This window comes from uncultured Senegalimassilia sp., from assembly GCF_902464545.1.
GTDB lineage: Bacteria > Actinomycetota > Coriobacteriia > Coriobacteriales > Eggerthellaceae > Senegalimassilia.
In genome coordinates this window covers 14,393-37,466 of the sequence record NZ_CABQJR010000009.1, presented here as the reverse complement: position 1 = coordinate 37,466, position 23,074 = coordinate 14,393, and the positions used below count along the sequence as shown (strand labels likewise).

Here is a 23,074-nt window from a genome sequence, read left to right as displayed (position 1 = left end):
GAGGCTTACCCAACATGACAGAGTTCATGAGGCCGACGGTAACAACGGAAGAAGTCAACGATACTGTTGCGCGTTTCATCGTGGAACCGCTGGAGCGTGGCTACGGCTATACGCTGGGTAACAGCATGCGTCGCGTTCTGCTGTCGTCTCTCGACGGCGCCAAGGCGACGGCCATCCAAATCGACGGTGTGCAGCACGAGTTCACCACGGCCGAAGGCGTTATCGAGGATATCACCGATATCGTCCTGAACGTCAAGGGCCTGGTCTTCTCGGCTCTCAATGACGACGTGGAAGAGGCCACGGCTCATGTTTCTGCCGAGGGCCCCTGCGTTGTGACCGGTGCGGACCTGCAGGTTCCCACCGAGTTCACGCTGATCAACCCCGAGCATGTTATCGCCACGGTTGCCGACGGCGGCCAGCTTGACATGACGGTGCGCATCGGTGTGGGCCGCGGTTACGTTTCCGCCGAGCGCAACAAGCGCACGGAGGATCCTATCGGCGTCATCCATGTCGACTCGCTGTTCTCCCCGGTTCGCCGTTGCACGATGAACGTGACCGACACCCGCGTGGGCCAGCGTACCGACTACGATAAGTTGGTTTTGGAGGTTGAGACGGACGGCTCCATCGAGCCTATCGATGCGGTCACCCGTGCTGCCAACATCATCAACCAGTACATGGGCGCGTTCCTCAGCCTGACCAGCACCCCCGAAGAGGAAGAGGGCGAAGTGCCGTCCATCTTCGCTCCGGAGGGTCAGGAGTCGAACGCCGAGCTGGACAAGCAGATCGAGGACCTGGACCTGTCCGTCCGCTCGTACAACTGCCTGAAGCGTGCCGGCATCCATTCGGTGCGCCAGCTGGTCGAGTTCTCCGAGAACGACCTGCTGAACATCAGGAACTTTGGTGCGAAGTCCATTGAGGAAGTGAAGGACAAGCTCATTTCCATGGACCTCAATTTGAAGCAATAGGAGAAACCTACCATGAGGCATAACTACAAGGGCCGCAAGCTGGGCACCGACTTTGCCCATACCAAGGCCATGAAGCGTAGTCTGGTGCAGGCGCTGTTCCTCAACGACCGCATCAAGACCATCGAGTCCCGCGCTAAGGAAATCCGCCCCGATGTCGACAAGATCATCACCTGGGCGAAGAAGGGCGACCTGCATAGCCGTCGTCTGGCCATCGCCGCGCTGGGCAACGACAAGGAACTGGTCCGCGAGATCTTCGAGAAGGTCGAGCAGGGCATGTTCGCCGATCGTCAGGGTGGCTACACCCGCATCATGAAGCTTGGCAACCGCAAGGGCGACAACGCTCCCATGGTCATCATGGAGCTCGTCACCGAGCCGGTGGCTAAGAAGGCTGAGAAGCCGGCTGCCAAGAAGGCTGCTCCGAAGAAGGTCGAGGCTGTCGAGGAGCCCAAGGCCGAGGAAGCTGCTGAGGCTGTCGAGGCTGCTGAGGAGAAGGCTGAATAAGCTTTTTGTCCCACATGCTATTTTGAAAGGACCCTTCGGGGTCCTTTCTTTTTGGGGCGATTTGCTTGTGGGCATGCGTTTGGCTTCATCTTCGACATGCTTTGCAACCTAAGCATTCTTGAATGCTGCGCTATACTTCACGCATGCAATTACGAATTAACACGTATATCGACGGCGATTCCTTTGTTCACACCTGCGATGCTCGTGTAAAGGTGCTGTTGCTGTGCGCATATACTGCAACCGTTTTCTGGGTTGAAACGTGGGCCGGGCAGTTCTTGCTCGTACTCCTGTGCCTGGTGCTTACTCTATCGGCCCGTGTCCCGCTTGGCCGTATGCTGGCCATGGGAATTCCCGTGTACATGATGGCGGCTCTCACCGTCTTGTTCGCGTCAATCAACGGCCAGGTGGGTTTTGCGTTGGGCTGCTTCTACGGCGTTCGGATGATCTTGCTTGTCCTTGGAAGCTTCATCGTGGTGCTCACCACCACGTCGACGGCGCTTACCGATGCGCTGCGGTCGTTCGTGTCCCCGTTGCGGGCCCTGCATGTGCCCGCAGATGACATCGCCATGGTGTTCAGCATGGCTATCCGCTTCATCCCCTTGATGGCTCAAGAGCTCTGCGCGATCCACGATGCTCAATTCTCGCGCGGCGCTTCGTTTCGCCGCGGCGGTCTGTGGCAACGCGTGTCGGCTTGGCCACCTGTGTTCATCCCGTTGTTTGTGGGCATGTTTCGAAGAGCCGATAAGCTGTCGGTTGCCATGGACGCCCGCTGCTATGGCATTCGGGGTGGCAGGCGAACCTCGCTGCGCGGATACCGTATGACACCCGCTTCGGTAGCCGCCCTAGCAGTCGGTCTAGGCCTTCTTGCTGTCATAGCGCTTTTGCTCTAGTCGTAGCGACGCTTCTCCAGCCGCCGCCTTTGCGCACAGACACGAATTCGGCCACGCTAAAGGCCGCTGCCATCGCCATTCTCCAGCCGCTGCCTTCGCACGTTATGCATATTCGGCCATGGGGAGCGTGGCGCCATCGCTGGTCTCTAGCGATCGCCTCCGCGCACAGACCCATTTCGCCGTCCGCCCGCTGGTTCGCACATGTCTGGGCGGGCATGGTATCATTTGCCCGTATGGCCTGGTGCAAGGCGCCGGGCGCAAAAGGAAACATCCTACGAGGAGGCATTCAATGAGCGTCATCATCGATGTGTTCGGGCGTGAAATCCTGGACTCTCGCGGCAACCCCACGGTCGAGGTGGAAGTTGTGCTGGAGGATGGTTCCTTCGGTCGTGCGGCCGTTCCCTCCGGCGCGTCCACGGGCGCGTTCGAGGCTGTTGAGCTGCGCGATTGCGACAAGGAGCGTTATCTGGGCAAGGGCACGCTGGATGCCGTTGGCCATGTGAACGATGAGATCGCCGACGCGCTCGTCAGCTTCGAGGCTGACGACCAGCGCGCAATCGACGACGTGATGCTGGAGCTGGACGGCACGGACAACAAGGGCGCTCTGGGCGCTAACGCCATTTTGGGCGTGTCCCTGGCTTGCGCCAAGGCTGCTGCCGAGTCCGCCGGTCTTCCGCTGTACAAGTACGTGGGCGGCGTGAACGGCCATATCCTGCCCACGCCCATGATGAACATCCTCAACGGCGGCGTGCATGCCGACAACAACGTCGACTTCCAGGAGTTCATGATCATGCCGGTGGGCGCCGAGTCGTTCGCCGAGGCGCTGCGCTGGTGCGCCGAGATCTATCACACCCTGAAGAAGGTCCTGCACGAGGCCGGCCTGGGCGGCGGCGTCGGCGACGAGGGCGGCTTCGCTCCCAACTTCACCACCAACGAAGAGCCCCTGCAGTACATCGTGAAGGCTTGCGAGGCGGCAGGTTACAAGCCCGGCGACGACATCATGTTCGCCATGGACCCGGCTTCCACCGAGTTCTACAACGCCGAAACCGGCAAATACGAGCTGAAGGGCGAGGGTCGCGAACTGACCAGCGCCGAGATGGTCGACTACTGGGCCGCGCTGGTCGAGAAGTACCCAATCATCTCCATCGAGGATGGCATGGCCGAGGAGGACTGGGACGGCTGGAAGCAGCTGACCGACCGCATCGGCGATAAGGTGCAGCTGGTGGGCGACGACCTGTTCGTCACGAACTCCAAGCGCCTGGCGAAGGGCATCGAGCTTGGTTGCGCCAACGCCATCCTCATCAAGGTCAACCAGATCGGCAGCCTGTCCGAGACGCTGGATGCCATCGAGATGGCCAAGCAGGCGGGCTACGCATGCGTTATGAGCCATCGCTCCGGCGAGACCGAGGACACCACCATCGCCGACCTGTCCGTGGCCTTGAACACCGGCCAGATCAAGACCGGCGCTCCGTGCCGTAGCGACCGCGTTGCCAAGTACAACCAGCTGCTGCGCATCGAGGAGGAACTCGACTCCCAGGCTCAGTACGCCGGCAAGAACGCTTTCTACAACATCAAGCGTTAACCGGGGCATCGCCGGTTCGACATCGGCAAACGCCGTAGAACATGCAAGCCGCTCAGGCGCGTCGTCCCGCTGTGGTTTGCGCGATCAGGGGTAAACCTTGGTCGCGCGCTGCAAGCGGGTTCGGGCTGCCTGGGCGGCTTGTTGTTTTCCGACATCGGGCACGCGATACCGGCGCAAAAACCGGATGAGGTTTCCCCAGGAGCCCGCTCGGCTTTCCTTGCCTGGGATGTTGCCGCTTTTTCCCCTCGTGAAAACGCGAGGCTGCTACAATGAACCCTATGTGTATTACCGCGTCAGCCAAGGAAGATGGACGATGAAACAGTACAACCCTCACGAGATCGAACCTCGTTGGCAGAAGGCTTGGGAAGATTCCGACCTGTACAAGGTCACGGAAGATCATGCCAAGCCCAAGAAGTACGTGCTCGAGATGTTCCCGTACCCGTCGGGCGACATCCATATGGGGCATGTGCGCAATTACACGATCGGCGACGTCATCGCCCGCTATTCCAAGATGCGCGGCTTCGACGTGCTGCATCCCATGGGTTGGGACGCGTTCGGCCTGCCGGCTGAGAATGCGGCCATCAAGCATCACAGCCATCCGGCGAAGTGGACCTACGCCAACATCGAGACGCAGAAGGCCAGCTTCAAGCGCATGGGCCTTTCCTACGATTGGGACCGCACCGTCGTGGCATGCGACCCCGAGTATTACCGCTGGGGTCAGTGGATCTTCCTGCAGTTCTGGAAGCGCGGCCTGGTCGAGCGCCGCAACTCGCCGGTGAACTGGTGCCCGAAGTGCCAGACGGTGCTTGCCAACGAGCAGGTCACCGAGGGCGAGTGCTGGCGTTGCCATAGCGCCGTCGAGAAGCGCGACCTGACGCAGTGGTACCTCAAGATCACCGATTACGCGCAGGAGCTTCTGGACGACCTGGATCAGCTGGACGGCTGGCCGGAGCGCGTCAAGCAGATGCAGGCGAACTGGATCGGCCGCTCCGAGGGCGCCGAAGTGAAGTTCACGCTGTGCGACAAGCAGGGCAACGCACCCGAGAGCCCCACGGAAGACGACCTGATCACCGTGTTCACCACGCGTGCCGACACCCTGTTCGGTTGCAGCTTCTTCCTGCTTGCCCCGGAAAGCCCCATCCTGAAGGGCCTGGTCGAGGGCACGGAGTACGAGGCTGCGGTCATGCAGGTGGTCGAGAACGCGAAGAAGATCACCGCCGTCGAGCGCGCGCAGGGCAACAAGGAGAAGCACGGCGCGTTCACCGGTCGTTATGTGGTGAACCCCATCAACGGCGAGAAGGTGCCCGTGTGGGTTGCCGACTACATCGTGGCTGATTACGGCACCGGCGCGGTTATGGCCGTGCCGTGCGGCGACCAGCGCGACTTCGAGTTCGCCAAGAAATACGACCTGCCCATCATCCCCATCATCCTGGGCGACGACGACCCGCTGTTTGAGCAGCTGAAAGACGAGCAGGGCCGTGTGGTAGCCAGCGTCGATTGGGATAGCGCCATGGAAGCCGAGGGTCGACTGGTCCAGTCCGGCAAGTACACCGGCCTTACGGGCGGCAAGCACTCCGAGGGCGAGGAGGCCATCGTCGCCGACCTGGAGGCTGCGGGCCGCGGCAAGCGCAAGGTGGAGTTCCGTCTGCGCGACTGGCTGATCTCCCGCCAGCGCTATTGGGGCAACCCCATCCCGATGATCTACTGCGACAAGTGCGGCCTGGTGCCGGTGCCGGAAGAGGACCTGCCGGTGCGCCTGCCCGAGGACATCGACCTTTCCGCTGGCGAAACCTTGGCAACGCATGAGGGCTTCGCCAAGTGCACGTGCCCGAAGTGCGGCGGCGAGGCTCGTCGCGAGACCGACACCATGGACACGTTCACGTGCTCGAGCTGGTACTACCTGCGCTACACCGACCCGCACAACACCGAGCTGCCTTTCGACAGCGCGAAAACCAACCGCTGGATGCCGGTCGACCAGTACATCGGCGGCATCGAGCACGCCATCCTGCACCTGCTGTACAGCCGCTTCTTCACGAAGGTGCTGCGCGATCTGGGCATGCTGGACTTTGACGAGCCGTTCAAGAACCTGCTGTGCCAGGGCATGGTGCTCGACGAGCACGGCGACGTCATGAGCAAGTCCAAGGGCAACGTCATCTCCCCTGAGGAGATGATCGCGGGCTACGGCTGCGACGCCGTGCGCGCCTATATCCTGTTCATGGCCCCGCCCGATAAGGAGCTGCAGTGGAACGAGGACGGCCTGGCCGGCATGCACAAGTTCCTCAACCGCGTGTGGCGCATGGTGTACGACCTGATGGGCAAGGCTGATGAGGACACGCTGTATCAGCCGGACGCATCCGATGCCGAGGCGGCAGCGGCTCGCAAGGTGCTGCTGCGCGAGCGTCATCGCGTTGCGGGCAAGGTTGTGGACGATTTCGATCGCAACAACTTCAACACCGCCATCGCCGCCATCATGGAGCTGGTGAACGCCATCGGCGATTATCTGCGCAAGGTCGGTCCGGAGCAGCGTGCCGCATCCGCCGATGAGCAGGCGCTTGCGACCGAGGTCGCCAACGTGCTGGTTAGGCTGCTGGCCCCCATCTGCCCGCATATGACCGATGAGCTGTGGCATGATGCGCTGGGCTGCGAGGGTTCGATCCATACGCAGGAGTGGCCTGAGTTCGACCCCGAGAAGGCCAAGGACGACGAGGTCGAGCTTGCCGTGCAGATCAACGGCAAGGTGAAGGCCCGCATCACGGTTGCCGCGGACGCCGATCAGGAGGCCGTGAAGGCGGTGGCGCTCGAGGCCGTGCAGGACGCGGTGGCGGGCAAGGACCTGAAGAAGGTCGTTGTGGTGCCCGGCCGTCTGGTGAACATCGTGGCGAAGTAGAACGCTGACATTGCAGTCGAAACGACCCGGAGGATGCTCCGGGTCGTTTTGTTTTCGGGGTTAGGTTTCGGTGGCGTTGTTGCGCCGTTCCGGCGAAACGCTTGCCGTGGGGTTTCGCCGTTTGCTATTGTCAGTCTCCTATGAGTAGCTCGAAGAAACAAAAGGGATGCCTGAGGCGGGTGCTTGATATGGTGCTGGCGGCGGTATTGGCCGTGGTGGCGGTGTTCGCCATTACGAACGTGGTGACCATCGTGGGCTCGAAAGGGTCCATCGTCACCCCCGAGAAGGCCAGTATCGGCAATGCCGATGCCATCGTGGTGCTCGGGGCATCGGTGCTGCCGGACGGAACGCCTTCGGGTATTCTGGCCGATCGCCTGGATGATGGCATCGCGCTATACTTCGCGGGCGTGGCGCCGAAGATCATCATGAGCGGTGACAACGGTACCGCCTCGTACAACGAGGTGAAGGCGATGAAGCAATATGCCATCGCGCAAGGCGTGCCGAGCCAGGACATCTTCTGCGATCATGCGGGCTTTTCCACGTATGAGAGCATGTATCGGGCGAAGTACGTGTTCGGGTGCGAGCGCATCGTGGTTGCCACGCAGACGTATCACCTGTATCGCGCGCTGTGGTCTGCGAAAAGCCTGGGAATGCAAGCCGAGGGCGTTCCCAGCGACTATCACGAGTACCAAAAACAGCTGCAGTATGATATCCGCGAGATTCCCGCGCGCACGAAGGACTTCTTCAAGGCGCTCTTCCGTGTGCCGTCAACGTATGTCGGCGAAGCGATCAGCCTTGATCAAAGCGGGGATGTGACGAACTGAAGCAAGATGGCCGCGCGGAACGCGCGGCCATCGTCCGTTCAGGGGGGCTAATCTTCCAGGTCTTTCGGATTGAACGTTTCCAGCAGGTCGACGAGCTCTTGTTTCTTATGGATGTCAAGCTTGGCGTAGATGCGCTTGCTGTGGGTTCGGATGGTGTTTTCCGAAACCACCAGCTGCTCGGCGATGCGCGCCACGGTGTTGCCTCGGGCGATAAGCTCCATGACCTCGGTTTCGCGTGCGGATAGGCGGTAATGCTGCCGAACCAGCGCTGCCTGCTTCGATAGGCGATCCTGATAGTTGGGTACATCGGAGCTGCGGGCGTGGTCGCGTTTCTCGAGTTTGGCGGCGTCCGTCGGGAAGGGGGCGTTGTCGGGCGCCATTGCGGGCTCTTCGACGGTCAGGGCTCCCTCGTTTTCCGCCCGTGCGATGACGATGGGCCTCATCTCGAACATGCCGGTATCGTGCATGTTGAAAGGACAGGGGCCCGCGCATCCGGCGTTTGCCGCCGGGGATGCCTCGCTTTCCGGTTCGGCCTCATCGAGGTCGGTTTGGCGCTCGTTGATATCGGCGATTTGCAAAGGCATGCCAGCGACGAGCTCGATATCCTCTGCTTGGCTTGCGGCCAATGCTCGCTTGAAGCCGCCCTGGCCGATGAAGAACATGAGACCGAGCAAATACACCGCCACCAGCGCGACGACGGCATCGGGCTGCATGCCGATGACGCGGATCTGCTCGGCGAACGTGCCGGCAAGGAACCCGACATCATGCAACGCGTATACGATGCCGGCGAAGAAGCCGTAGATGAACACGGGGTTGATGCCTCGGTCGCGCGATGCTTGTGCGCATTGGATCATCATAAGCGCGATGGCCACGCTGTATACCGCATACAGGATGGCGGCTTGCCATCGCGCATAACCGCCGCTGCAAAACGGAAGAACCAGGAACGAGGTGATGAGCAACGGGAAGGCGATGCGGTAGGCGTTGGCGACGTTCATTCTCACGTTCTTGAACTGCCAGAGCACCAAAACGCCGATGCCCGCAACCAGGCATCCCGTCATCGACAGCAGGTTCACAAGGCTGCCGACTCGCGGTTCGCCGATGGCAAGCGATCGTATGACGCCGGTGCAGAATGCGATGGCGCCGACGCACAAGGCGCTGCGCCAGTAATCGCGCAGCACACGCCTATACACGTTCGGGTGCTCGCGCGGAACATCCTCGAACATGGGCTGCTTCAAGTCGATGTGCCGGCTTTTCAGCACGATGGCGAGCGCGAACAGCGGCATGAACACCAGTGGGATGAGGAATGCGGTCACGGCTTGCGGGATGGCATACAGCGCGAAATATAGAAGGGCGCCATAGGCGGTGCCAAGGATCAGATCATGGTTGCCATGGTCTGCGTCGAAGCTGGCGAACAGGCGCTGCCACAGCATGTAGAAGCCAGCTGACCCAAGGCCTAGAAGCGAGCCGCCGGCGACCACCAATGCTTGAGCGATGCCATGCAGATAAATCGCTCCGATAAGGCAGCACCAGCCAAGCAGATATGGCGCGCTGGCAAGCATCACCATGAATCGGCGCGTGGGTCCGGGAAGGTAGTACACTCCGATGGCGCTAGCGAAATAGCACAGCGAGAACACGAGCGATTGCATCAAGAAGAACCAGAACATGACCTCCGGGGTTTGGAAGTTCATGGGCAGAAACGGGAACACGCCGCCCCATACGCCGGCTGCGTTGATGGCCAAAAAGAGCGCGTATCCAAGCGATGCGGTGTTGGGCTTGAACGTGTGGGCTATGTTGGAAATGCGTGTGCGTGCCACAGAGATCCTCGTCATCGGGCGCCGCCGTTCGCCTGCCTGAAAGTGCCGGCGGCGGACGATCGAGCGCTCTTCTCCCTTGCGCGATTTCGCCGCTGCATAGCAAGAATGCGAAATCGATTACTGAAAACAGTATAGCGCGCAATCGGGTTCAGGCTGTCACATACTGTAATGGGTGATAGCCTGTGAACTGGGCAAACGCGAAATTCGCACGTTTTATGTGACACGGTGGATCGGGTAAGGCGATAAGGTCTCATCACCAAATCCGCGCTTGGAGGGTAGACGAGCCCGAATCCAGCAAGCAAGGGTGGTACGCGGCGTTCATGCCGCGAAAGGAAGAAGCCGTGTCGCGGCGCGCGATAGCGCCGCCGTTTCGACAGAGGCGAAAAGGAAAGAATGAAGGGGGAGGCAATGCAAGACATGCCAAGCATGAACCGCCGCACGTTCGTCAAATCGACGGGTGCGCTGGGTGCTCTGGCCGCCGTCGGCGGCGCCGCTGCAACGGGCGCGAACCTGTTCGGCGCAACCGAGCCGGCGCTCGCGGAGTCCGAGGAGAAGATCACGTGGGGCCATTGCGCCATCAACTGCCCGGGCCGCTGCAGCCTGAAGTTCCATGTGAAGGACGATGAGGTTGTGTGGGTGGACACCTGCACGAGCAAGGACGCCGGGTTCGACGACCCGCAGCCCCGTGCGTGCCTGCGCGGCCGTACGTATCGTCGTTGGATGAACCATCCCGATCGCATCAACTACCCCATGAAGCGCGTCGGCAAGCGCGGCGAGGGCAAGTTCGAGCGCATCTCTTGGGATGAGGCTATCGATCTGGCGGCCACGAAGCTCAAAGAGGTTATCGAGAAGTACGGCAACGAGGCTGTGTACCTGCCGTATGCTACCGGCGTTTCCGCAACCACGGCTCGTCCGTTCAATCGACTGCTGAACATGCTGGGCGGCAGCCTGAATCGCTACGGCGATTATTCCACTGCCCAGATCACGGCCATCACCCCTTACATGTACGGCTCCAAGAACAATGGCGGTAGCTCCTTCAAGAACGCCGAGGATGCCAAGCTCATCCTCATGTTCGGCACCAGCCCCACCGAAACGCGCCAGGGCGGTCTGACCACTCATTACGATTGGGTCCAGCTGCGCGAGAAGACCGGTGCGAAGATCTATGTGATCGACCCTCGCATGAACGACTCCATCATGGGTCATTCCGACCAGTGGTTGCCCATCAATCCCGGCACCGACGCCGCGTTGGTCGCGGGTATCGCCCATTACCTGATTCAGCACGACATGTGCGATATGGACTTCCTGCACACCTACTGCGTGGGCTTTGACGAGCAGACCATGCCTGAGGCGTACCAGGGCAAGAACATGTCCTACTTCGATTACGTCATGGGCACGGGCTACGACAAGGTGGAGAAGACGCCGGCGTGGGCTGCCAAGGTCACCGGCATCCCCGAGAAGACGATCGAGGAGCTGGCTGAAGAGATCGGCACTACCAAGCCGCTGTTCGTCTGCCAGGGCTGGGGCCCGCAGCGCCGCAGCAACGGCGAGTGGACGTCCTGGTCCATCATGGCCCTGCCATGCCTGGTCGGCCAGGTTGGCTTGGCGGGAACCAACAACGGTTGCCGCGAGGCGCGCAACAGCCCGACGCTGCAGTCCCTGCCGGCGGGCACCAATCCGGTGAAAGCCTCCATCTCGTGCTTCGTGTGGACCGACGCCATCAAGCATGGCGCGGACATGACGGCCAAGAACTGGGGCGTGAAATACGTCGACAAGCTGAACACCGGTATCAAGTACATGATCAACTACGCGGGTAACTGCTTGACCAATCAGCATGGCGACATCAACTACGCGCACGACATCCTGGTGGACGAGTCGCTGTGCGAGTTCATCCTGGGCATCGACATCGTGATGACCGATTCCCTGAAGTACTCCGACGTCATCCTGCCCGACATGTTCCGCTTCGAGCAGAACTCGCAGATCGCCACGGGCTCGAACTGGGGCTATGTCATCACCGGCACCCCTGCTACGTCCGTAAAGTACGAGCGCAAGACCTGCTACGAAATGTGCGAGCTTATCGCCGACAAGTTCGGCATCAAAGACAAGTTCACCGAAGGCAAGACCGAGCTCGAGTGGATGAAGGAGCTGTACGAGAAGTCCCGCGAGAAGGACGAGGAGCTGCCCACGTGGGACGAGGCGGTGAAGATGGGCGTGTACACGCGTGAATACGCCCCCACCATCTCCATGAAGAAGTTCCGCGACGATCCCGAGGCCAACGCGCTGACCACGCCTTCCGGTAAGATCGAGATCTTCTCTGAGAAGCTGCTGAAAGATACCGAAGGCTGGGAGCTGACCGACGGCGATACGCTTGCATGCCTGAACACGCTGGCGCCGATTCCCGCGTACATCCCCGAATGGGATGGCGTGGAAACAACCACCGACGAGTATCCGCTGGCGTTGGGCGGCTTCCATTATCGCGGTCGTCTGCATTCCTCTTGGGGCGGTATCGAGGAGCTGAAGGAGGTCAACCCGCAGGAGGCTTGGATCAATCCGGCAGATGCGGAGCCTCGCGGCATCAAGCAGGGCGACACCGTCCATGTGAAGAACGAGTTCGGCACCATCGAGCTGCTGGCGAAGGTTACGCCGCGTGTTATCCCGGGCATGGTCGCCATTTCCCAGGGTGCTTGGCATAACGCGGATATGTCCTCTTCCGATCCCAAGGCCCGACTGGACAAGGGCGGTTGCATCAACACGCTGACCACGCATCGCCCGAGCCCGTTGGCCAAGGGCAATCCGCAGCATTCCAACATCTGCGAAGTCGTGAAGGCTTAAAGGCAGCGAGTACGAGAGGAGTAAGAGATGACTCGATATGCATTTCATTTCGACGGCACTCGCTGCACGGGTTGCAAAACCTGCGAGATGGCCTGCAAGGATTTCAAGGACCTGAGCGTCGGCACCGCGTTCCGCAAGGTGTACGAGGTGACGTTGGGCACGACCGAGCGCGATGCGAACGGCTGCGTCGTCAGCAGCTGCGTGAGCTATCCGCTGTCCATGTCGTGCAACCACTGCGATGACCCGGCGTGCACCAAGGTGTGCCCGACCACCGCAATGCACAAAGACCCCGAAACCGGTCTGGTGTCCGTGGACGCCGACAAGTGCATCGGCTGCGGCTACTGCCACATGGCCTGCCCGTACAACGCGCCGAAGGTCGATCGCGAAAAGGGCCACAGCGTGAAGTGCGACGGCTGCGCCGAGCGCGTCGCCGCAGGTGAGAAGCCGGTATGCGTGGAGGCGTGCCCGGCTCGCGCGCTGGACTTCGGCACGATCGAGGAAATGGCCAAGCTGGGCGAGCGCGGGAACATCGCGCCCCTGCCCGAGCCCACCTACACGAAACCGAATCTGTACATCAAGGCTTCCGCTGACGCCCTGCCTGCAGGCGCGGAGGACGGCAAAGTCGTGAATCCCCTGGAGGTGATGTAGCATGATGGCCGAGCTGCCTTTGGCTCTGTTCACCACGCTGGCGCCGATTGGCGCAGGTGCGTTCATCGCGCTGGCTGTGGCTTTCTTCACCACGAAGTTCTCCGATGAGCAGCTGAAGAAGATCGACCGCATGACCACCATCCCGGTCGTCGTGCTGGTGGCCGGCTTCGTCTGCGCGTTCTTCCACCTGGCCAGTCCCATGCACGCGTTCGGCGTGTTTGCCGGCCTGGGTGCAAGCCCGCTGTCCAACGAGCTGCTTGCCGGCGTCGTGTTCGCCGTGCTGGCTATCGTGTACTGGATCGTGGCGCTCGCCGGCAAGCTTGGCGAGGGTGCTCGCAAGGGCTTTGCCGCCGTGGTGGCCGTGATGGCTGTCGTGTTCGCGTGCTTCACGGGCGCTGCCTACATGATGGAGACCATCGCTTCCTGGAACACCCCCATGGTTCCGGTTGCCGTGCTGGGCTTCAGCCTGCTGGGCGGCATCTGCCTGGGCGTGCTCGTGCTCGCGCTGTCCGGTGCGCTTGAGGACGCTGCGAAGGGCGGCTTCAAGATGGCGGCTCTGGCGGTGCTGGTCGTCGGCCTGGTCCTTGGTGTTGTCGGCCTGTTGGTGCAGGTCATGAGCGTGTCCGGCATGGGCAATGCGCTGGTCGATGGCGCGGACCTGGTCGCCGCCGCCTCCGCTCCCATGTGGATCGGCGTGGTGTGCATGGTCGTTGCCGCAGCCGCCGCCTTCATGGCTCTGCGTAATTCGAAGTCCACGGCGCTTGCCGCTGCGGCTCCGGTGCTGGCGATCGTGGGCGTGTTCGCCGCCCGCCTGGCGTTCTATGCGGTGCAGCTGAGCGTTGGCCTGTACATCGGTTAACCGCTGAGGGTTGATGCTTTTCGGGGCGCGTCCGGTTTGCGGGCGCGCCCTTTGCCTTATGATGGATGCCTTAAGCGATAAGGAGAGGATCGCATGACGGATCTTGATGCTGCGACGTTTGAGGGCGTTGCGTTTTTGGGGAACACGCTGGCCCCGTTTTTCCTGCAGGACCCGCGTACGGGCGCTGCAGGCGCCGAGTTTGCGGCGGTCGCTGCGCTTGATGCACAGACTGCTGGCGCGGAATGGCCTTTCGTCGGCGAAGGGGAGGCCGCTCGCTGTTTGGGCATGATGGTTGAGGGCCTGGCCCCGAGCTGCTCTGCTGGAGAGGGCGGCGCCTTTGTCGCAGACGATGATCTGACGTGGGAGTATTGCCGTTTGTTCATCGGCCCGGGCGTAAAACCGGCGCCGCCGTGGGGCTCGGTATACACCGATCGCGAGTGCGTGGTGTTCGGCGCGACCACCCTTGAGCTGCGCGCATGGATGCGCGAACATGGCGTTGCGCGAACCGCTGACGAGAAAACGCCGGAGGATCATATCGGGCTCATGCTCGCCCTTATGGCGTGGCTTGCTCAGAATCGGCCCGCCGACCTGGACGAGTTCCTAAGCCTTCACTTCCTGACGTGGGCGGGACATTTCCTGGACGAGTTTGCCGATGCCGCCGAGCATCCTTTCTATGAAGGGCTTGCTCGTTTGACGCGCGCAAGCTTGGACGGCGTTCAGGAGATGTTGGGGCTGGAGGTCGTTGTGCCTCGCTTCTATCGTTAAAATACTAGGGAATCGTTTGGTCCGGTGCATCGCTGCAGGCTGACGCGCCGGACCATGCGGGTGTTATGCGCGTTTCGCGTCGAGCAGTGCTGCAAAGAGGGGGAGCTGATGATTTCCGGGTTCGATACCGCGTTAAGCGAGGTGACGTTGGTGCTGTTCACCACGCTTGCCCCCTCGGGCGCCATCGCCCTTGTTCTGGTTGCGGCGGTGTTGTTGTTTTCGAAACTCGAATCGACGATGCGGGCGCGCATCAGCACGTTCATGTGCATCCCTCTTGTGGTCACCATGGTGGGGCTCGTCGCGTCGGCTACGCATCTCGGGAACCCGGCCAATGCGCTGTACGTGTTTTTGCATTTCGGCTCCAGCCCTCTTTCGAACGAAGTCGTCAGCGCGGTGGGATTGTTGGCGTGCAGCGGCCTGTATTGGCTGTACTCGTTTTCGGTCAAGCCTTTTGCATGGCTGCAGCGGCTGCTGTTGGCGATGATCGCGGCAACGGGCATCGTGTTTGTGGCGATGGTGTCCCTTGCATATTCCGTTGACACCATCATCACTTGGAGCCTGCCTACGGTTCCGATTTCGTTATGGCTGAATGCCCTGATGGGAGGCCCTTTGCTGGCGGCGATCACGCTGTATGCCGCCCAATGGCGCGCGCTTGCGGGGCGTTTCGGCCTGCTGCTGATGACGGTGCCCTTCATTGCGCTTGCGGCGAATGCGGCTGTGTATATCGTGCAGGGTCGGTTATTGGGCGGCGTTACGAATTCGGTGGTCGCGGCAGCCGATCTTGTGCCGCATTACCACACGATGCTGCTGGCGTTCGCGTTGATGTGCTTTGCCGGTTGCGTGCTTGCCGCCTTCACGATGCATGTCGTGTCGAGGGAGGCGGCGGCGCACGGCGGGGGTGAGCTTGCATTCTCCAAGCGCGTACTTGTTCGCCTGCTTATCTCGTGTCTGTTGGTGTTCGCCGGTGTTTTCGTCATGCGTTTCGCGTTCTACATGATGCACTTGACGGTCGGCCTTGCCGTATAGGTCATATAGGCCTAGGTTGCAAAAACTCCCGCTACCGCAAATTGAATTGCGCGGTAGCGGGAGTTTTGCGTTCAGGGGGGCGCTCGCCGAGCCCCTCGGCCTTATATCTCTAAAGCGGGTTTTCGTTCTGCGTCCAGGCGGCTGTTGCCGACCGTCGCTTCGCGGGGGATTGCGTCCCTGCGCGCCCTACGCTCCGCGCTCCTCCAGGTATTTCTCCATGCTGAAGTGCGTGATGTCGCTACGGTTGATGACGCCCACGATCACGCCGTCTTCGAGCACGGGCACCTTCTTCAAGTGGTTCTCGCCGAGCACGCGGCAGACCTCGGGCAGGTCGGCGTGCACGCTGACGCCGATGATCCCCTTCGCGCCGATATCGGAGGCTTTCATGCCCATCAGGTGCTCCAGCTTGTGGGCGTAATCCTTGTGGTCGGAGTATGCGTCCACGGTTTGCACGATCATCACCACAGGGTCCATGATCATCTGGCCGCGCTTGGATAGGTAGCGCATGATGTCGCCGTCGGAGATGAAGCCGGTCGGCTTGCCGGCGGCATCGACGAGCGGCGCGGCGCTGATGTGGTTGTTCACCAGCAGCTGCATGGCTTCGAGCACGGTGGCGTTTTCGGGCAGCGTGTACACGTCGCGCTTCATGATCTGCTCGATGAGGGAGCGGTGCGCGTTGCCCTCGTCGGCGGCCGCCTCGTCGCCGGGCTTGTTGCGCACGAGCGCTACGGTCAGCACGAAGCCCAGCACGCATAGGGCCGTGGCCACGGCGAACGCCGCATGGATGCCGAACACGCCGGCGGTCACGGCATCGGTCGAACCGGAAACCATGTTGGTGGCAACGGTGGACGCGGACACGATGACGGCGGTTCCCAGCGAGCCCGCCACCTGGCGGAACGTGTTCTGCACTGAGGTTCCGTGGTTCACCAGCTTGTCGGGCAGCGCATTCATGCCCCAAGTGGAGATGGGCATGTTCACGAGCGACAGGCTGAACAGGCGCACCGTGTAGATGACCGTGAGCGTGATCAGCCCCATACCCGGTCCCATGAACATGAACGTGGCGGTGGTCAGCGCCAACACGCCGGTGCCGATGACGGCCAGCACGCGCGGGCCGTGCTTGTCGAACAGGCGGCCGGCGACCGGGCCCATGGCACCCATGACGATGGCGCCGGGCAGCAGCACAAGGCCCGACGTGGTGGCGGAGAAGCCCATGTAGGACTGCAGCAAGATGGGGATGAGGATGCCGCCGGCAAGCAGCGCGCCTTGCACGAGCATCACGATGATGGTGGCGATGAGGAACTTACGGTTCGTCAGCACGCGCACCTGCAGCATAGGCTGCTCCATGCGCAGCTGGCGGCGGAAGAAGAACGCGAGCGCAACCGCGCCGATAACGACGCCGCCCGCCGAATCGGCCGTCACGCCGTAGCTGCCGATGGCGGACAGGCCGTACAGCAAGCCGCCGAACCCGAGCGTTGACAGGATGACGGAGGCGACATCGAGCTTCACGTCCTTGTTCGTTTCGCCGCCACGTTCAAGCGCGAAGGCGGCGAACACGATGACGGCTGCGCACAGCACGGCGATGATCCAGAACATGACGTGCCAGTTCGCCTGGTCGATGATGATGCCGGCGACGGTGGGGCCGGCGGCGGGGGCGAACGCGATGACGATGCCGAACACGCCCATGGCGGTGCCGCGACGGTCGATGGGGAACGTCCACATGAGCACCGTCATCACGAGCGGCATGAGGATGCCGGCGCCGGCGGCTTGGATCAAGCGGCCGGCAAGCAGCACGGGGAAGTTCGGGCCCCAGGCCGCCAGCATTGTGCCGGCGGTGAACAGGACCATGGACGCAAGGAACAGCCGGCGCGTGGTGAAGCGGTCGGTCAGAAACGCGGTGATGGGTACCATGATGGCGTTGACCAGGGTGAATCCGGTTGTCAGCCATTGCGCGACGGCGGCGTCGACGCTCATCTCGCTCATGATCGACGGCAATGCCGGTGCCACGACCGTCTGGTTCAGAACGGTGACGAAGGTGCCGAACACCAGCACGATCAGCATGACGATTTGCTTGCGGGTAAGCCCCCAATCAGCCATAGCGGCTCCTTTCCGCGCACGTCCTTCTCCCGTAAGGGCGCGCGGGTCGGCCGACGAGCGCACGGGGCTAAGGCGGCTTTTGGGCTCGCTTAACGCGTTGCGTTGTCGGATTCGGATAGAGAAAGCGTCAGGCGAAAAGAACGTCCCCGAAGCGCGAATGCGCAACGGGGACGTCGCGGATGACGCCATTGTGTTGTCGACAATCATAACGCGCGGAAGCTTGCTCGGTGCGAGTTGCTGGCGGCAGACCATACAATCCTTGCGCGCGTGTCAAATCTTGCTCACAAATGCCGGTGACGTTTCTCCAACTGTTTGCCGGCGATATTTCGCGGCTGTTAATTCGCGAAAAATAGGGGTTGCGCATCTTGGCGGCATCCCCTATAGTTCGTGCCACAACTTAATACCTTGAAACCGTTGAGGCGAAAGTCAAGCCATCATAAGCGCTCACAGAGAGCGGGTGTTGCTGGGAATCCCGTAGAAATGCTGGGTGGTAAATGGTTCGCCGAGGGAAAGGGGAAAGGTTGACGGTTGCTGCGTTACCACGTGGCGGTCGGCAGCTGAGTATCTGGACCGTGAGCCTGCGTTAAGGGCAGAACATGTGTTGGCATGTTCGTGAGAGGGCTCCTTCGGGGGTCAAGTAAAGGTGGCACCGCAGATGTTACGTCTGTCCTTTATCTCAAAGGACAGACGTTTTTTATTTTGTGGGTTATTCGGGCCGCGGGGTGTGGTGAGTCGCCATAGCTGCAAACCGGCCTTTGCTTGAAACCCGTAAGCCGATGATTCCTCATTCGCGTTCGTTGCCGGCAGACCGAAAGCCCGGGGACGGGTAATGACCGGCGGAAACCCCGCCAAGAAAGGAATGAGGATCATGACTCAAAACGTTGCAGCCCAGAAGCGTACGGTGGCAACCTCCGCGAAGAAGGAGGGCTTGCCCGTACAAGATCTTATCCTGGTGGCAGTGCTCATCGCTGCCGGCGCCGTCCTTAAGCTGACCGTTTCCAGCTTCCTCAGCTTTGCGGGCATGAAGCCCAATTTCATGATCGCCATGTACTGCCTGGCAATCATCCTCACGCGTCCGAAAGTGTATCAATCTGTGGTGATCGGCTTGTTGGTGGGCCTGGTCAGCCAGCTGCCCATGTTGAACGCCACGCCGTTGGTGAACATCCCTTCCGAGATGCTGGGCGCTTTGGCGTGCGGTCTGCTGGTTACCGCGCTTGCGAAGGTGGCCGCCGACAACAAGGGCTTTCAGGACGTCGTCGCTCCCGTGATCATCACGTTCCTGTCCACCATCGTCTCCGGTTACACGTTCGCCATGATCGTGGGCGTCGCCGTTGCGCATCTTGAGCCGTTGGCCGTGTTCGGCGTATATGCCGTCATGGTGCTGGGCACGGCAACCATGAACGCCGTGCTGGCGGCCATCCTGACCCCGGTCCTGCGCGCCGTCCTGAAGCGCTAGTTGTTTCGTTTGCCTGCCGGCAAACGAATCGGCTCGACGCTGTGGCCGCCTGTGGCACCTTGCCTTCGGCTTCATCTGCGCGGGCATGGCCCGAAGGCCAATGCCCGCTAGATTCAGTCGAATTCAAGGCACCACAGGCGCCCTCGCTGACTTTGCTTGACCTATGGTTTGAGATTTTACTTGCGAGTTCCCGCTTCCCACCTGTTCGCTTTCTGCTTGAAAGGGTTTCCCATGATCGAGGTTTCGAACTTGTCGTTTCGCTATCGAGAGGGGGCCGAGCCTATCCTGCACGGCATCGACCTTGCCATCCCCGACGGCTCGTTCGTGGGAATCACCGGCGCTGCGGGCAGCGGGAAATCGACGCTCACGTACGCGTTCAACGGCATCATCCCGCACTGCTATCCCGGTGATTTCTACGGCAGCGTGACCATTGACGGGCTGGACACGTGCGAGGCGTCCCTGACCGATATCAGCCGTCTGGTCGGCAGCGTGTGCCAGGACATCGACTCGCAGATGGTGTCGTCGGTGGTCGAGGACGAGGTGTTGTACGGCCTTGAGAACTTCGGCGTGCCGAAAGACCAGGTGGAAGGGCGTATCGCCGAGGCGCTGGAGGCTATGGGCATCTCAAACCTGCGTCATCGCGGCATCGCCGAGCTTTCCGGAGGGCAGAAGCAGAAGGTTGCGGTGGCATCGGTCATCGCGCTGAAGCCGCGCGTGCTGGTGCTTGACGAGCCGACGGCAGAGCTGGACCCGGCATCGTCGCTTGCCGTGTTCGAGCTGCTGGCGCGCTACGCCCGGGAAAACGGCACCACGGTCATCGTGGTGGAGCAGAAGATCGCGCTGCTGTCCGATTTCGCCGACATGCTGCTTATCGTGGACGGCGGCAAGATCCGCTTCCGGGGAACGCCCGCCGAGGTGCTCGAGCATTCCGACGAGCTGCTGGAGATCGGCGTGAACTGCCCGCGCTCCACCAGCTTGGTGAACCGGTTGCGTGCACGGGGTCTGGTGGATGCGCCGGCGGCGCGCAACGTGGACGAGGCCGTAAAGGTGTGCAAGCGGGTTTTAAGCGGGGAAGGGGCTTCGGCATGATCGAGCTCGAGAACGTGAGCGCATCGTACGATGGCGAGCTGCCCATCCTGCGCGATGTGAGCTTCCGTATCCCCGACGGCGATTTCGTCGCGTTCGTGGGCACGAACGGTGCGGGCAAATCCACCACGATGCGCCTGGTCAACGGCTTGTTGAAGCCGTCTTCTGGCCAGGTCCTCATCGATGGCGTGCCCACCACGCAGCTGCGCACCAGCCAACTTGCCGCGAAGGTGGGCTTCCTATTCCAAAACCCCGATCGCCAGATCTGCTGCTCCACCGTGCGCGAGGAGCTGCTGTTCGGTTTCCGCGCGCAAGGGCGCGCCGACGCCGAGGCCGAGGCGAAGGTGGATGCGATGATCGAGCGATTCGGCTTCGACGGCGACGCCGAGCCGTTCCTGCTCAATCGTGGCACCCGCCAGCTGCTGGCGCTGGCATCGATTATCGTGATGGAGCCGCCCGTGGTGGTGCTCGACGAGCCGACCGCCGGCCTTGATTTCCGCGAGTGCGCCAAGGTGATGGACGTCATCGCCGAGCTGAACGCTCGCGGCACCACGGTGGTCATGGTGTGCCACGACATGGAGGTGGTGGCCGACTACGCAAAGCGGGTAATCGCTATGACCGCAGGTCAGGTGGTTGCCGATGGCGAAACGTTCGCCGTGCTGCGCGACCGCGACGTGCTGGCGCGCACGCATCTGCTGCCGCCGCAGATGGTGGACGTGTCGCTGCGCTTGGCCGAGGACGGCGCCGTGGCGGCGGCATCGCCGGTGGCGCTGGCGGATACGCTTGACGAGATGACCGATGCGCTTGCCGCTGCGGCGGGCGCTTGCGAAAGGACGGGTGCGCGATGAAGGGCTTCCTGGAATACGTGCCGGGCGACAGCCTGCTGCACCGTATGAACCCGGTGGCGAAACTGGCGGCGGCGTTCCTGCTGGTGATCGCTTGCTTCGCCACCAGCAACCTTGTGCTGCTGGCGTTGGTGATCGTGCTTGATGCAGTGCTCGCCGTGCAATGCAAGATGGTTCCGCAAACGCTGGGCCTGGCGAAGGCCGTGGCGCTGTTCTCGCTGGTGTTGGCGCTGATCGCGCTGCTGTTCACGCCGCAAGGCGATGTGCTGGCTCAGCTGCCGTGGGGCTACATCGGCACGGGGAGCGTGGCCGCGGCCGTGCTCATCGTGGTGCGGCTGGTGGCCTGCGCGGTGCCGCTGTTCCTGGTGTTCTACGTAACCAAGCTCACCGATATGGCGAATGCGCTGGTCAAGGTGCTGCACGTGCCGTATAAGTATGCGTTCACGTTCATGTCCACCGTGCATTTCATCCCCGTGTTCATGAACGATATGGCGGGCATCATGGAGGCGCAGACCGCGCGCGGCGTGGAGTTCGACGGCGGCGTCTTGAAGAAGGCCCGCCTGATGATGCCGCCGTGCGTTCCGCTGCTGGTGTCGTCGGTGCGCAAGACCAATAGCGCCGCCATTGCCGCCGAGGTGCGAGGCTTCAATCTGCGAAGCCGGGAAAGCGGCTTCAAGGAGTACCCGTTCGCGCGCATCGACTTCGCGGCGCTTGCCGTGGCAGTTGCGATCGCGGCGGCGGCTGTTGCGTTGAGCGTGCTGCTATAGCCTCGATTCGCGGGGCGTGGGAACGATTTCGGCATATCGTGTCCGAGATTGCGAGTTTTCCGAATTTGAGAAGGGCCTTCTGTTGAAATAGTCGCTCTATGAAGCGGAGAAATGTACCGAACGCAACAATATATGTAGCGAACGAAGGCCTTGGGGTTGTTCCCGGGGCCTTACTTTCGGACAACAGCCGTTTTGGGGCACGATTGCCCCAAAACCTTCCCAGCATCGTTGAGGCAGGACGGGCAGAGCGAGGGCCTACTCCTCCGTGTCGCTCGCGGGCTTCTCGTCTTCGCCGAGGATCGCGCGGTAGAGGTTCTCGTCCTGCTCGGTGTACACGTCGAAGATGACGTGCATGTCGGCGCCGGGCTCGTCGGCGGCGCGGGAGTCTAGCCATGCCTTCACCGCTTGCACGGCGATCCGCGCGCCCTCCTGCTGCGGGAACCCGAACACACCGGTGGAGATGCAGCAGAACGCCACCGACTTCGCCTTCGCCGCACATGCCGCATCCAGACAGCTGATATAGCATTGCGTCAGCTGTTTGCGCTGTTCAAGCGTCGGTTTTCCTTTCGTCATGGGGCCGACCGTGTGGATGATGTTATGCGAGGGGAGGTTATAGGCGGGCGTGACCTTCGCGCGGCCGACCGGCTCCTCGTAGCCTTGCTCCTGCATGATCTGCGCGCACTTCAGGCGCAGCTGCACGCCGGCGAAGGTGTGGATGGCGTTGTCGATGCACAGATGCCCGGGAATCCAGCAGCCCAGAAGCGCGCTGTTCGCGGCGTTGACGATGGCATCGCACTGCAGGGCCGTGATGTCCCCGCGCCAGATGCTCAGGCGCGGGTCGGAGGCGGTGCGCGCAAGCTCGTCGGCTTCGGTGATGCCCGGTTCGGCAACCATGAGCTGGAGCACGCGGTCCTGCACCTTCAGAAACTCCGGCGAAGCGGGTTTCGGCTCGCGCGTGTTCACCAGCGCGCGGAACTGCTCCCATTGCTCCATGAACCAGCGCGGGTCCTCTTGCGGTTCAACGCGCTTACTCCCCGCGCCCCGTTCGTCCATCAGGTGATTTACCAGGAAGGCCATATCCTTTACCAATTGCATCATGGGGTTCGCATCTCCTTGTCCGCGTCGCCGTCTTGTCGGGCGGGCCGCTGGCGGCGCGCCCGGGCGCTTCGCCGTCCGCCGTCTGGGCATATCGATTCTTGCTGGATAGAATAGCGCAAGGTTCGGAATGCCGCGTGC

At 61.7% G+C, this 23,074-nt stretch carries 18 protein-coding genes; 15 read left to right on the top strand and 3 right to left on the bottom strand.

Translation table 11 applies throughout. The annotated features are described in order from the left end of the window. Positions 1-14 precede the first annotated feature (14 nt). The 6 genes from RDW26_RS03925 (at position 15) to RDW26_RS03900 (ending at position 7,649) form a co-directional block, all read left to right on the top strand. Positions 15-965, top strand: a complete 951-nt coding sequence (locus tag RDW26_RS03925; protein WP_042436921.1) for a DNA-directed RNA polymerase subunit alpha — start codon at positions 15-17, stop codon at positions 963-965. A gap of 12 nt (positions 966-977) precedes the next feature. Beyond that, positions 978-1,466: a 50S ribosomal protein L17 gene (gene rplQ / locus RDW26_RS03920; protein WP_042436918.1), complete on the top strand. Its 489-nt coding sequence runs from the start codon at positions 978-980 to the stop codon at positions 1,464-1,466. 122 nt (positions 1,467-1,588) lie between these two features. Continuing rightward, entirely contained in the window at positions 1,589-2,356 is a 768-nt protein-coding gene (locus RDW26_RS03915; RefSeq protein ID WP_307982609.1) for an energy-coupling factor transporter transmembrane component T, read from the top strand. Positions 2,357-2,645: 289 nt separating this feature from the next. After that, positions 2,646-3,938 carry a phosphopyruvate hydratase gene (eno, locus tag RDW26_RS03910; RefSeq protein ID WP_307982608.1) on the top strand — a complete coding sequence of 431 codons (1,293 nt, stop codon included), beginning with the start codon at positions 2,646-2,648 and terminating at the stop codon, positions 3,936-3,938. Positions 3,939-4,251: 313 nt separating this feature from the next. Continuing rightward, on the top strand, positions 4,252-6,825 hold the full coding sequence (gene leuS / locus RDW26_RS03905; protein WP_307982607.1) for a leucine--tRNA ligase: 2,574 nt from the start codon (positions 4,252-4,254) through the stop codon (positions 6,823-6,825). Positions 6,826-7,013: 188 nt separating this feature from the next. After that, complete coding sequence (locus tag RDW26_RS03900; protein WP_307981288.1) at positions 7,014-7,649, top strand: ElyC/SanA/YdcF family protein; 636 nt, start codon at positions 7,014-7,016, stop codon at positions 7,647-7,649. Positions 7,650-7,696: 47 nt separating this feature from the next. Here the strand turns inward: RDW26_RS03900 and RDW26_RS03895 are convergent, their stop codons facing one another. Beyond that, a complete protein-coding gene (locus RDW26_RS03895) occupies positions 7,697-9,478 on the bottom strand; it encodes a helix-turn-helix transcriptional regulator (protein ID WP_307982606.1) in 1,782 nt (593 codons plus the stop codon). A gap of 393 nt (positions 9,479-9,871) precedes the next feature. Between RDW26_RS03895 and RDW26_RS03890 the strand changes: the two genes are divergently transcribed. From RDW26_RS03890 to RDW26_RS03870, 5 genes are all read left to right on the top strand, one after another. Beyond that, positions 9,872-12,292 (top strand): DMSO/selenate family reductase complex A subunit, encoded by a 2,421-nt coding sequence (locus RDW26_RS03890; RefSeq protein ID WP_307982605.1) that lies wholly within the window; start codon positions 9,872-9,874, stop codon positions 12,290-12,292. 27 nt (positions 12,293-12,319) lie between these two features. Beyond that, positions 12,320-12,940, top strand: a complete 621-nt coding sequence (locus RDW26_RS03885; protein WP_294415711.1) for a 4Fe-4S dicluster domain-containing protein — start codon at positions 12,320-12,322, stop codon at positions 12,938-12,940. Between the two features lies 1 nt (position 12,941). Then, positions 12,942-13,799, top strand: coding sequence for a DmsC/YnfH family molybdoenzyme membrane anchor subunit (locus tag RDW26_RS03880; protein WP_307982604.1), 858 nt, complete (start codon positions 12,942-12,944; stop codon positions 13,797-13,799). A gap of 93 nt (positions 13,800-13,892) precedes the next feature. Beyond that, positions 13,893-14,564 (top strand): Tat proofreading chaperone DmsD, encoded by a 672-nt coding sequence (gene dmsD / locus RDW26_RS03875; RefSeq protein WP_307982603.1) that lies wholly within the window; start codon positions 13,893-13,895, stop codon positions 14,562-14,564. Positions 14,565-14,672: 108 nt separating this feature from the next. Then, entirely contained in the window at positions 14,673-15,590 is a 918-nt protein-coding gene (locus RDW26_RS03870) for a DmsC/YnfH family molybdoenzyme membrane anchor subunit (protein WP_307982602.1), read from the top strand. 186 nt (positions 15,591-15,776) lie between these two features. Here the strand turns inward: RDW26_RS03870 and RDW26_RS03865 are convergent, their stop codons facing one another. After that, positions 15,777-17,684, bottom strand: coding sequence for an MDR family MFS transporter (locus RDW26_RS03865; RefSeq protein WP_307982601.1), 1,908 nt, complete (start codon positions 17,682-17,684; stop codon positions 15,777-15,779). An 868-nt stretch (positions 17,685-18,552) separates the two neighbouring features. Between RDW26_RS03865 and RDW26_RS03860 the strand changes: the two genes are divergently transcribed. The 4 genes from RDW26_RS03860 to RDW26_RS03845 all read left to right on the top strand — a co-directional run bounded on the left by RDW26_RS03860 (position 18,553) and on the right by RDW26_RS03845 (position 21,838). Beyond that, positions 18,553-19,140 carry a tryptophan transporter gene (locus tag RDW26_RS03860; RefSeq protein WP_307982600.1) on the top strand — a complete coding sequence of 196 codons (588 nt, stop codon included), beginning with the start codon at positions 18,553-18,555 and terminating at the stop codon, positions 19,138-19,140. Between the two features lie 231 nt (positions 19,141-19,371). Then, positions 19,372-20,229, top strand: a complete 858-nt coding sequence (locus RDW26_RS03855; RefSeq protein WP_307982599.1) for an ATP-binding cassette domain-containing protein — start codon at positions 19,372-19,374, stop codon at positions 20,227-20,229. Next, positions 20,226-21,074, top strand: coding sequence for an ABC transporter ATP-binding protein (locus RDW26_RS03850; protein WP_307982598.1), 849 nt, complete (start codon positions 20,226-20,228; stop codon positions 21,072-21,074). Before RDW26_RS03855 ends, RDW26_RS03850 begins: the two co-directional genes overlap by 4 nt. Beyond that, positions 21,071-21,838: an energy-coupling factor transporter transmembrane component T gene (locus RDW26_RS03845; protein ID WP_307982597.1), complete on the top strand. Its 768-nt coding sequence runs from the start codon at positions 21,071-21,073 to the stop codon at positions 21,836-21,838. The genes RDW26_RS03850 and RDW26_RS03845 overlap by 4 nt, the downstream gene beginning before the upstream one ends. A gap of 255 nt (positions 21,839-22,093) precedes the next feature. Here the strand turns inward: RDW26_RS03845 and RDW26_RS03840 are convergent, their stop codons facing one another. Next, positions 22,094-22,936, bottom strand: a complete 843-nt coding sequence (locus RDW26_RS03840; protein ID WP_307982596.1) for a protein-ADP-ribose hydrolase — start codon at positions 22,934-22,936, stop codon at positions 22,094-22,096. Positions 22,937-23,074: the final 138 nt, after the last annotated feature.

Coding starts and splice junctions, on each gene's coding strand:
- leuS (WP_307982607.1), top strand. CDS start 4,252: ATGAAACAGTACAACCCTCACGAGATCGAACCTCGTTGGCAGAAGGCT.
- dmsD (WP_307982603.1), top strand. CDS start 13,893: ATGACGGATCTTGATGCTGCGACGTTTGAGGGCGTTGCGTTTTTGGGG.
- RDW26_RS03850 (WP_307982598.1), top strand. CDS start 20,226: ATGATCGAGCTCGAGAACGTGAGCGCATCGTACGATGGCGAGCTGCCC.
- RDW26_RS03840 (WP_307982596.1), bottom strand. CDS start 22,936: ATGATGCAATTGGTAAAGGATATGGCCTTCCTGGTAAATCACCTGATG.
- RDW26_RS03915 (WP_307982609.1), top strand. CDS start 1,589: ATGCTGCGCTATACTTCACGCATGCAATTACGAATTAACACGTATATC.
- RDW26_RS03865 (WP_307982601.1), bottom strand. CDS start 17,684: ATGGCTGATTGGGGGCTTACCCGCAAGCAAATCGTCATGCTGATCGTG.
- RDW26_RS03885 (WP_294415711.1), top strand. CDS start 12,320: ATGACTCGATATGCATTTCATTTCGACGGCACTCGCTGCACGGGTTGC.
- RDW26_RS03900 (WP_307981288.1), top strand. CDS start 7,014: ATGGTGCTGGCGGCGGTATTGGCCGTGGTGGCGGTGTTCGCCATTACG.
- RDW26_RS03895 (WP_307982606.1), bottom strand. CDS start 9,478: ATGACGAGGATCTCTGTGGCACGCACACGCATTTCCAACATAGCCCAC.
- RDW26_RS03860 (WP_307982600.1), top strand. CDS start 18,553: ATGACTCAAAACGTTGCAGCCCAGAAGCGTACGGTGGCAACCTCCGCG.
- eno (WP_307982608.1), top strand. CDS start 2,646: ATGAGCGTCATCATCGATGTGTTCGGGCGTGAAATCCTGGACTCTCGC.
- RDW26_RS03855 (WP_307982599.1), top strand. CDS start 19,372: ATGATCGAGGTTTCGAACTTGTCGTTTCGCTATCGAGAGGGGGCCGAG.
- RDW26_RS03870 (WP_307982602.1), top strand. CDS start 14,673: ATGATTTCCGGGTTCGATACCGCGTTAAGCGAGGTGACGTTGGTGCTG.
- rplQ (WP_042436918.1), top strand. CDS start 978: ATGAGGCATAACTACAAGGGCCGCAAGCTGGGCACCGACTTTGCCCAT.
- RDW26_RS03890 (WP_307982605.1), top strand. CDS start 9,872: ATGCAAGACATGCCAAGCATGAACCGCCGCACGTTCGTCAAATCGACG.
- RDW26_RS03845 (WP_307982597.1), top strand. CDS start 21,071: ATGAAGGGCTTCCTGGAATACGTGCCGGGCGACAGCCTGCTGCACCGT.
- RDW26_RS03880 (WP_307982604.1), top strand. CDS start 12,942: ATGATGGCCGAGCTGCCTTTGGCTCTGTTCACCACGCTGGCGCCGATT.
- RDW26_RS03925 (WP_042436921.1), top strand. CDS start 15: ATGACAGAGTTCATGAGGCCGACGGTAACAACGGAAGAAGTCAACGAT.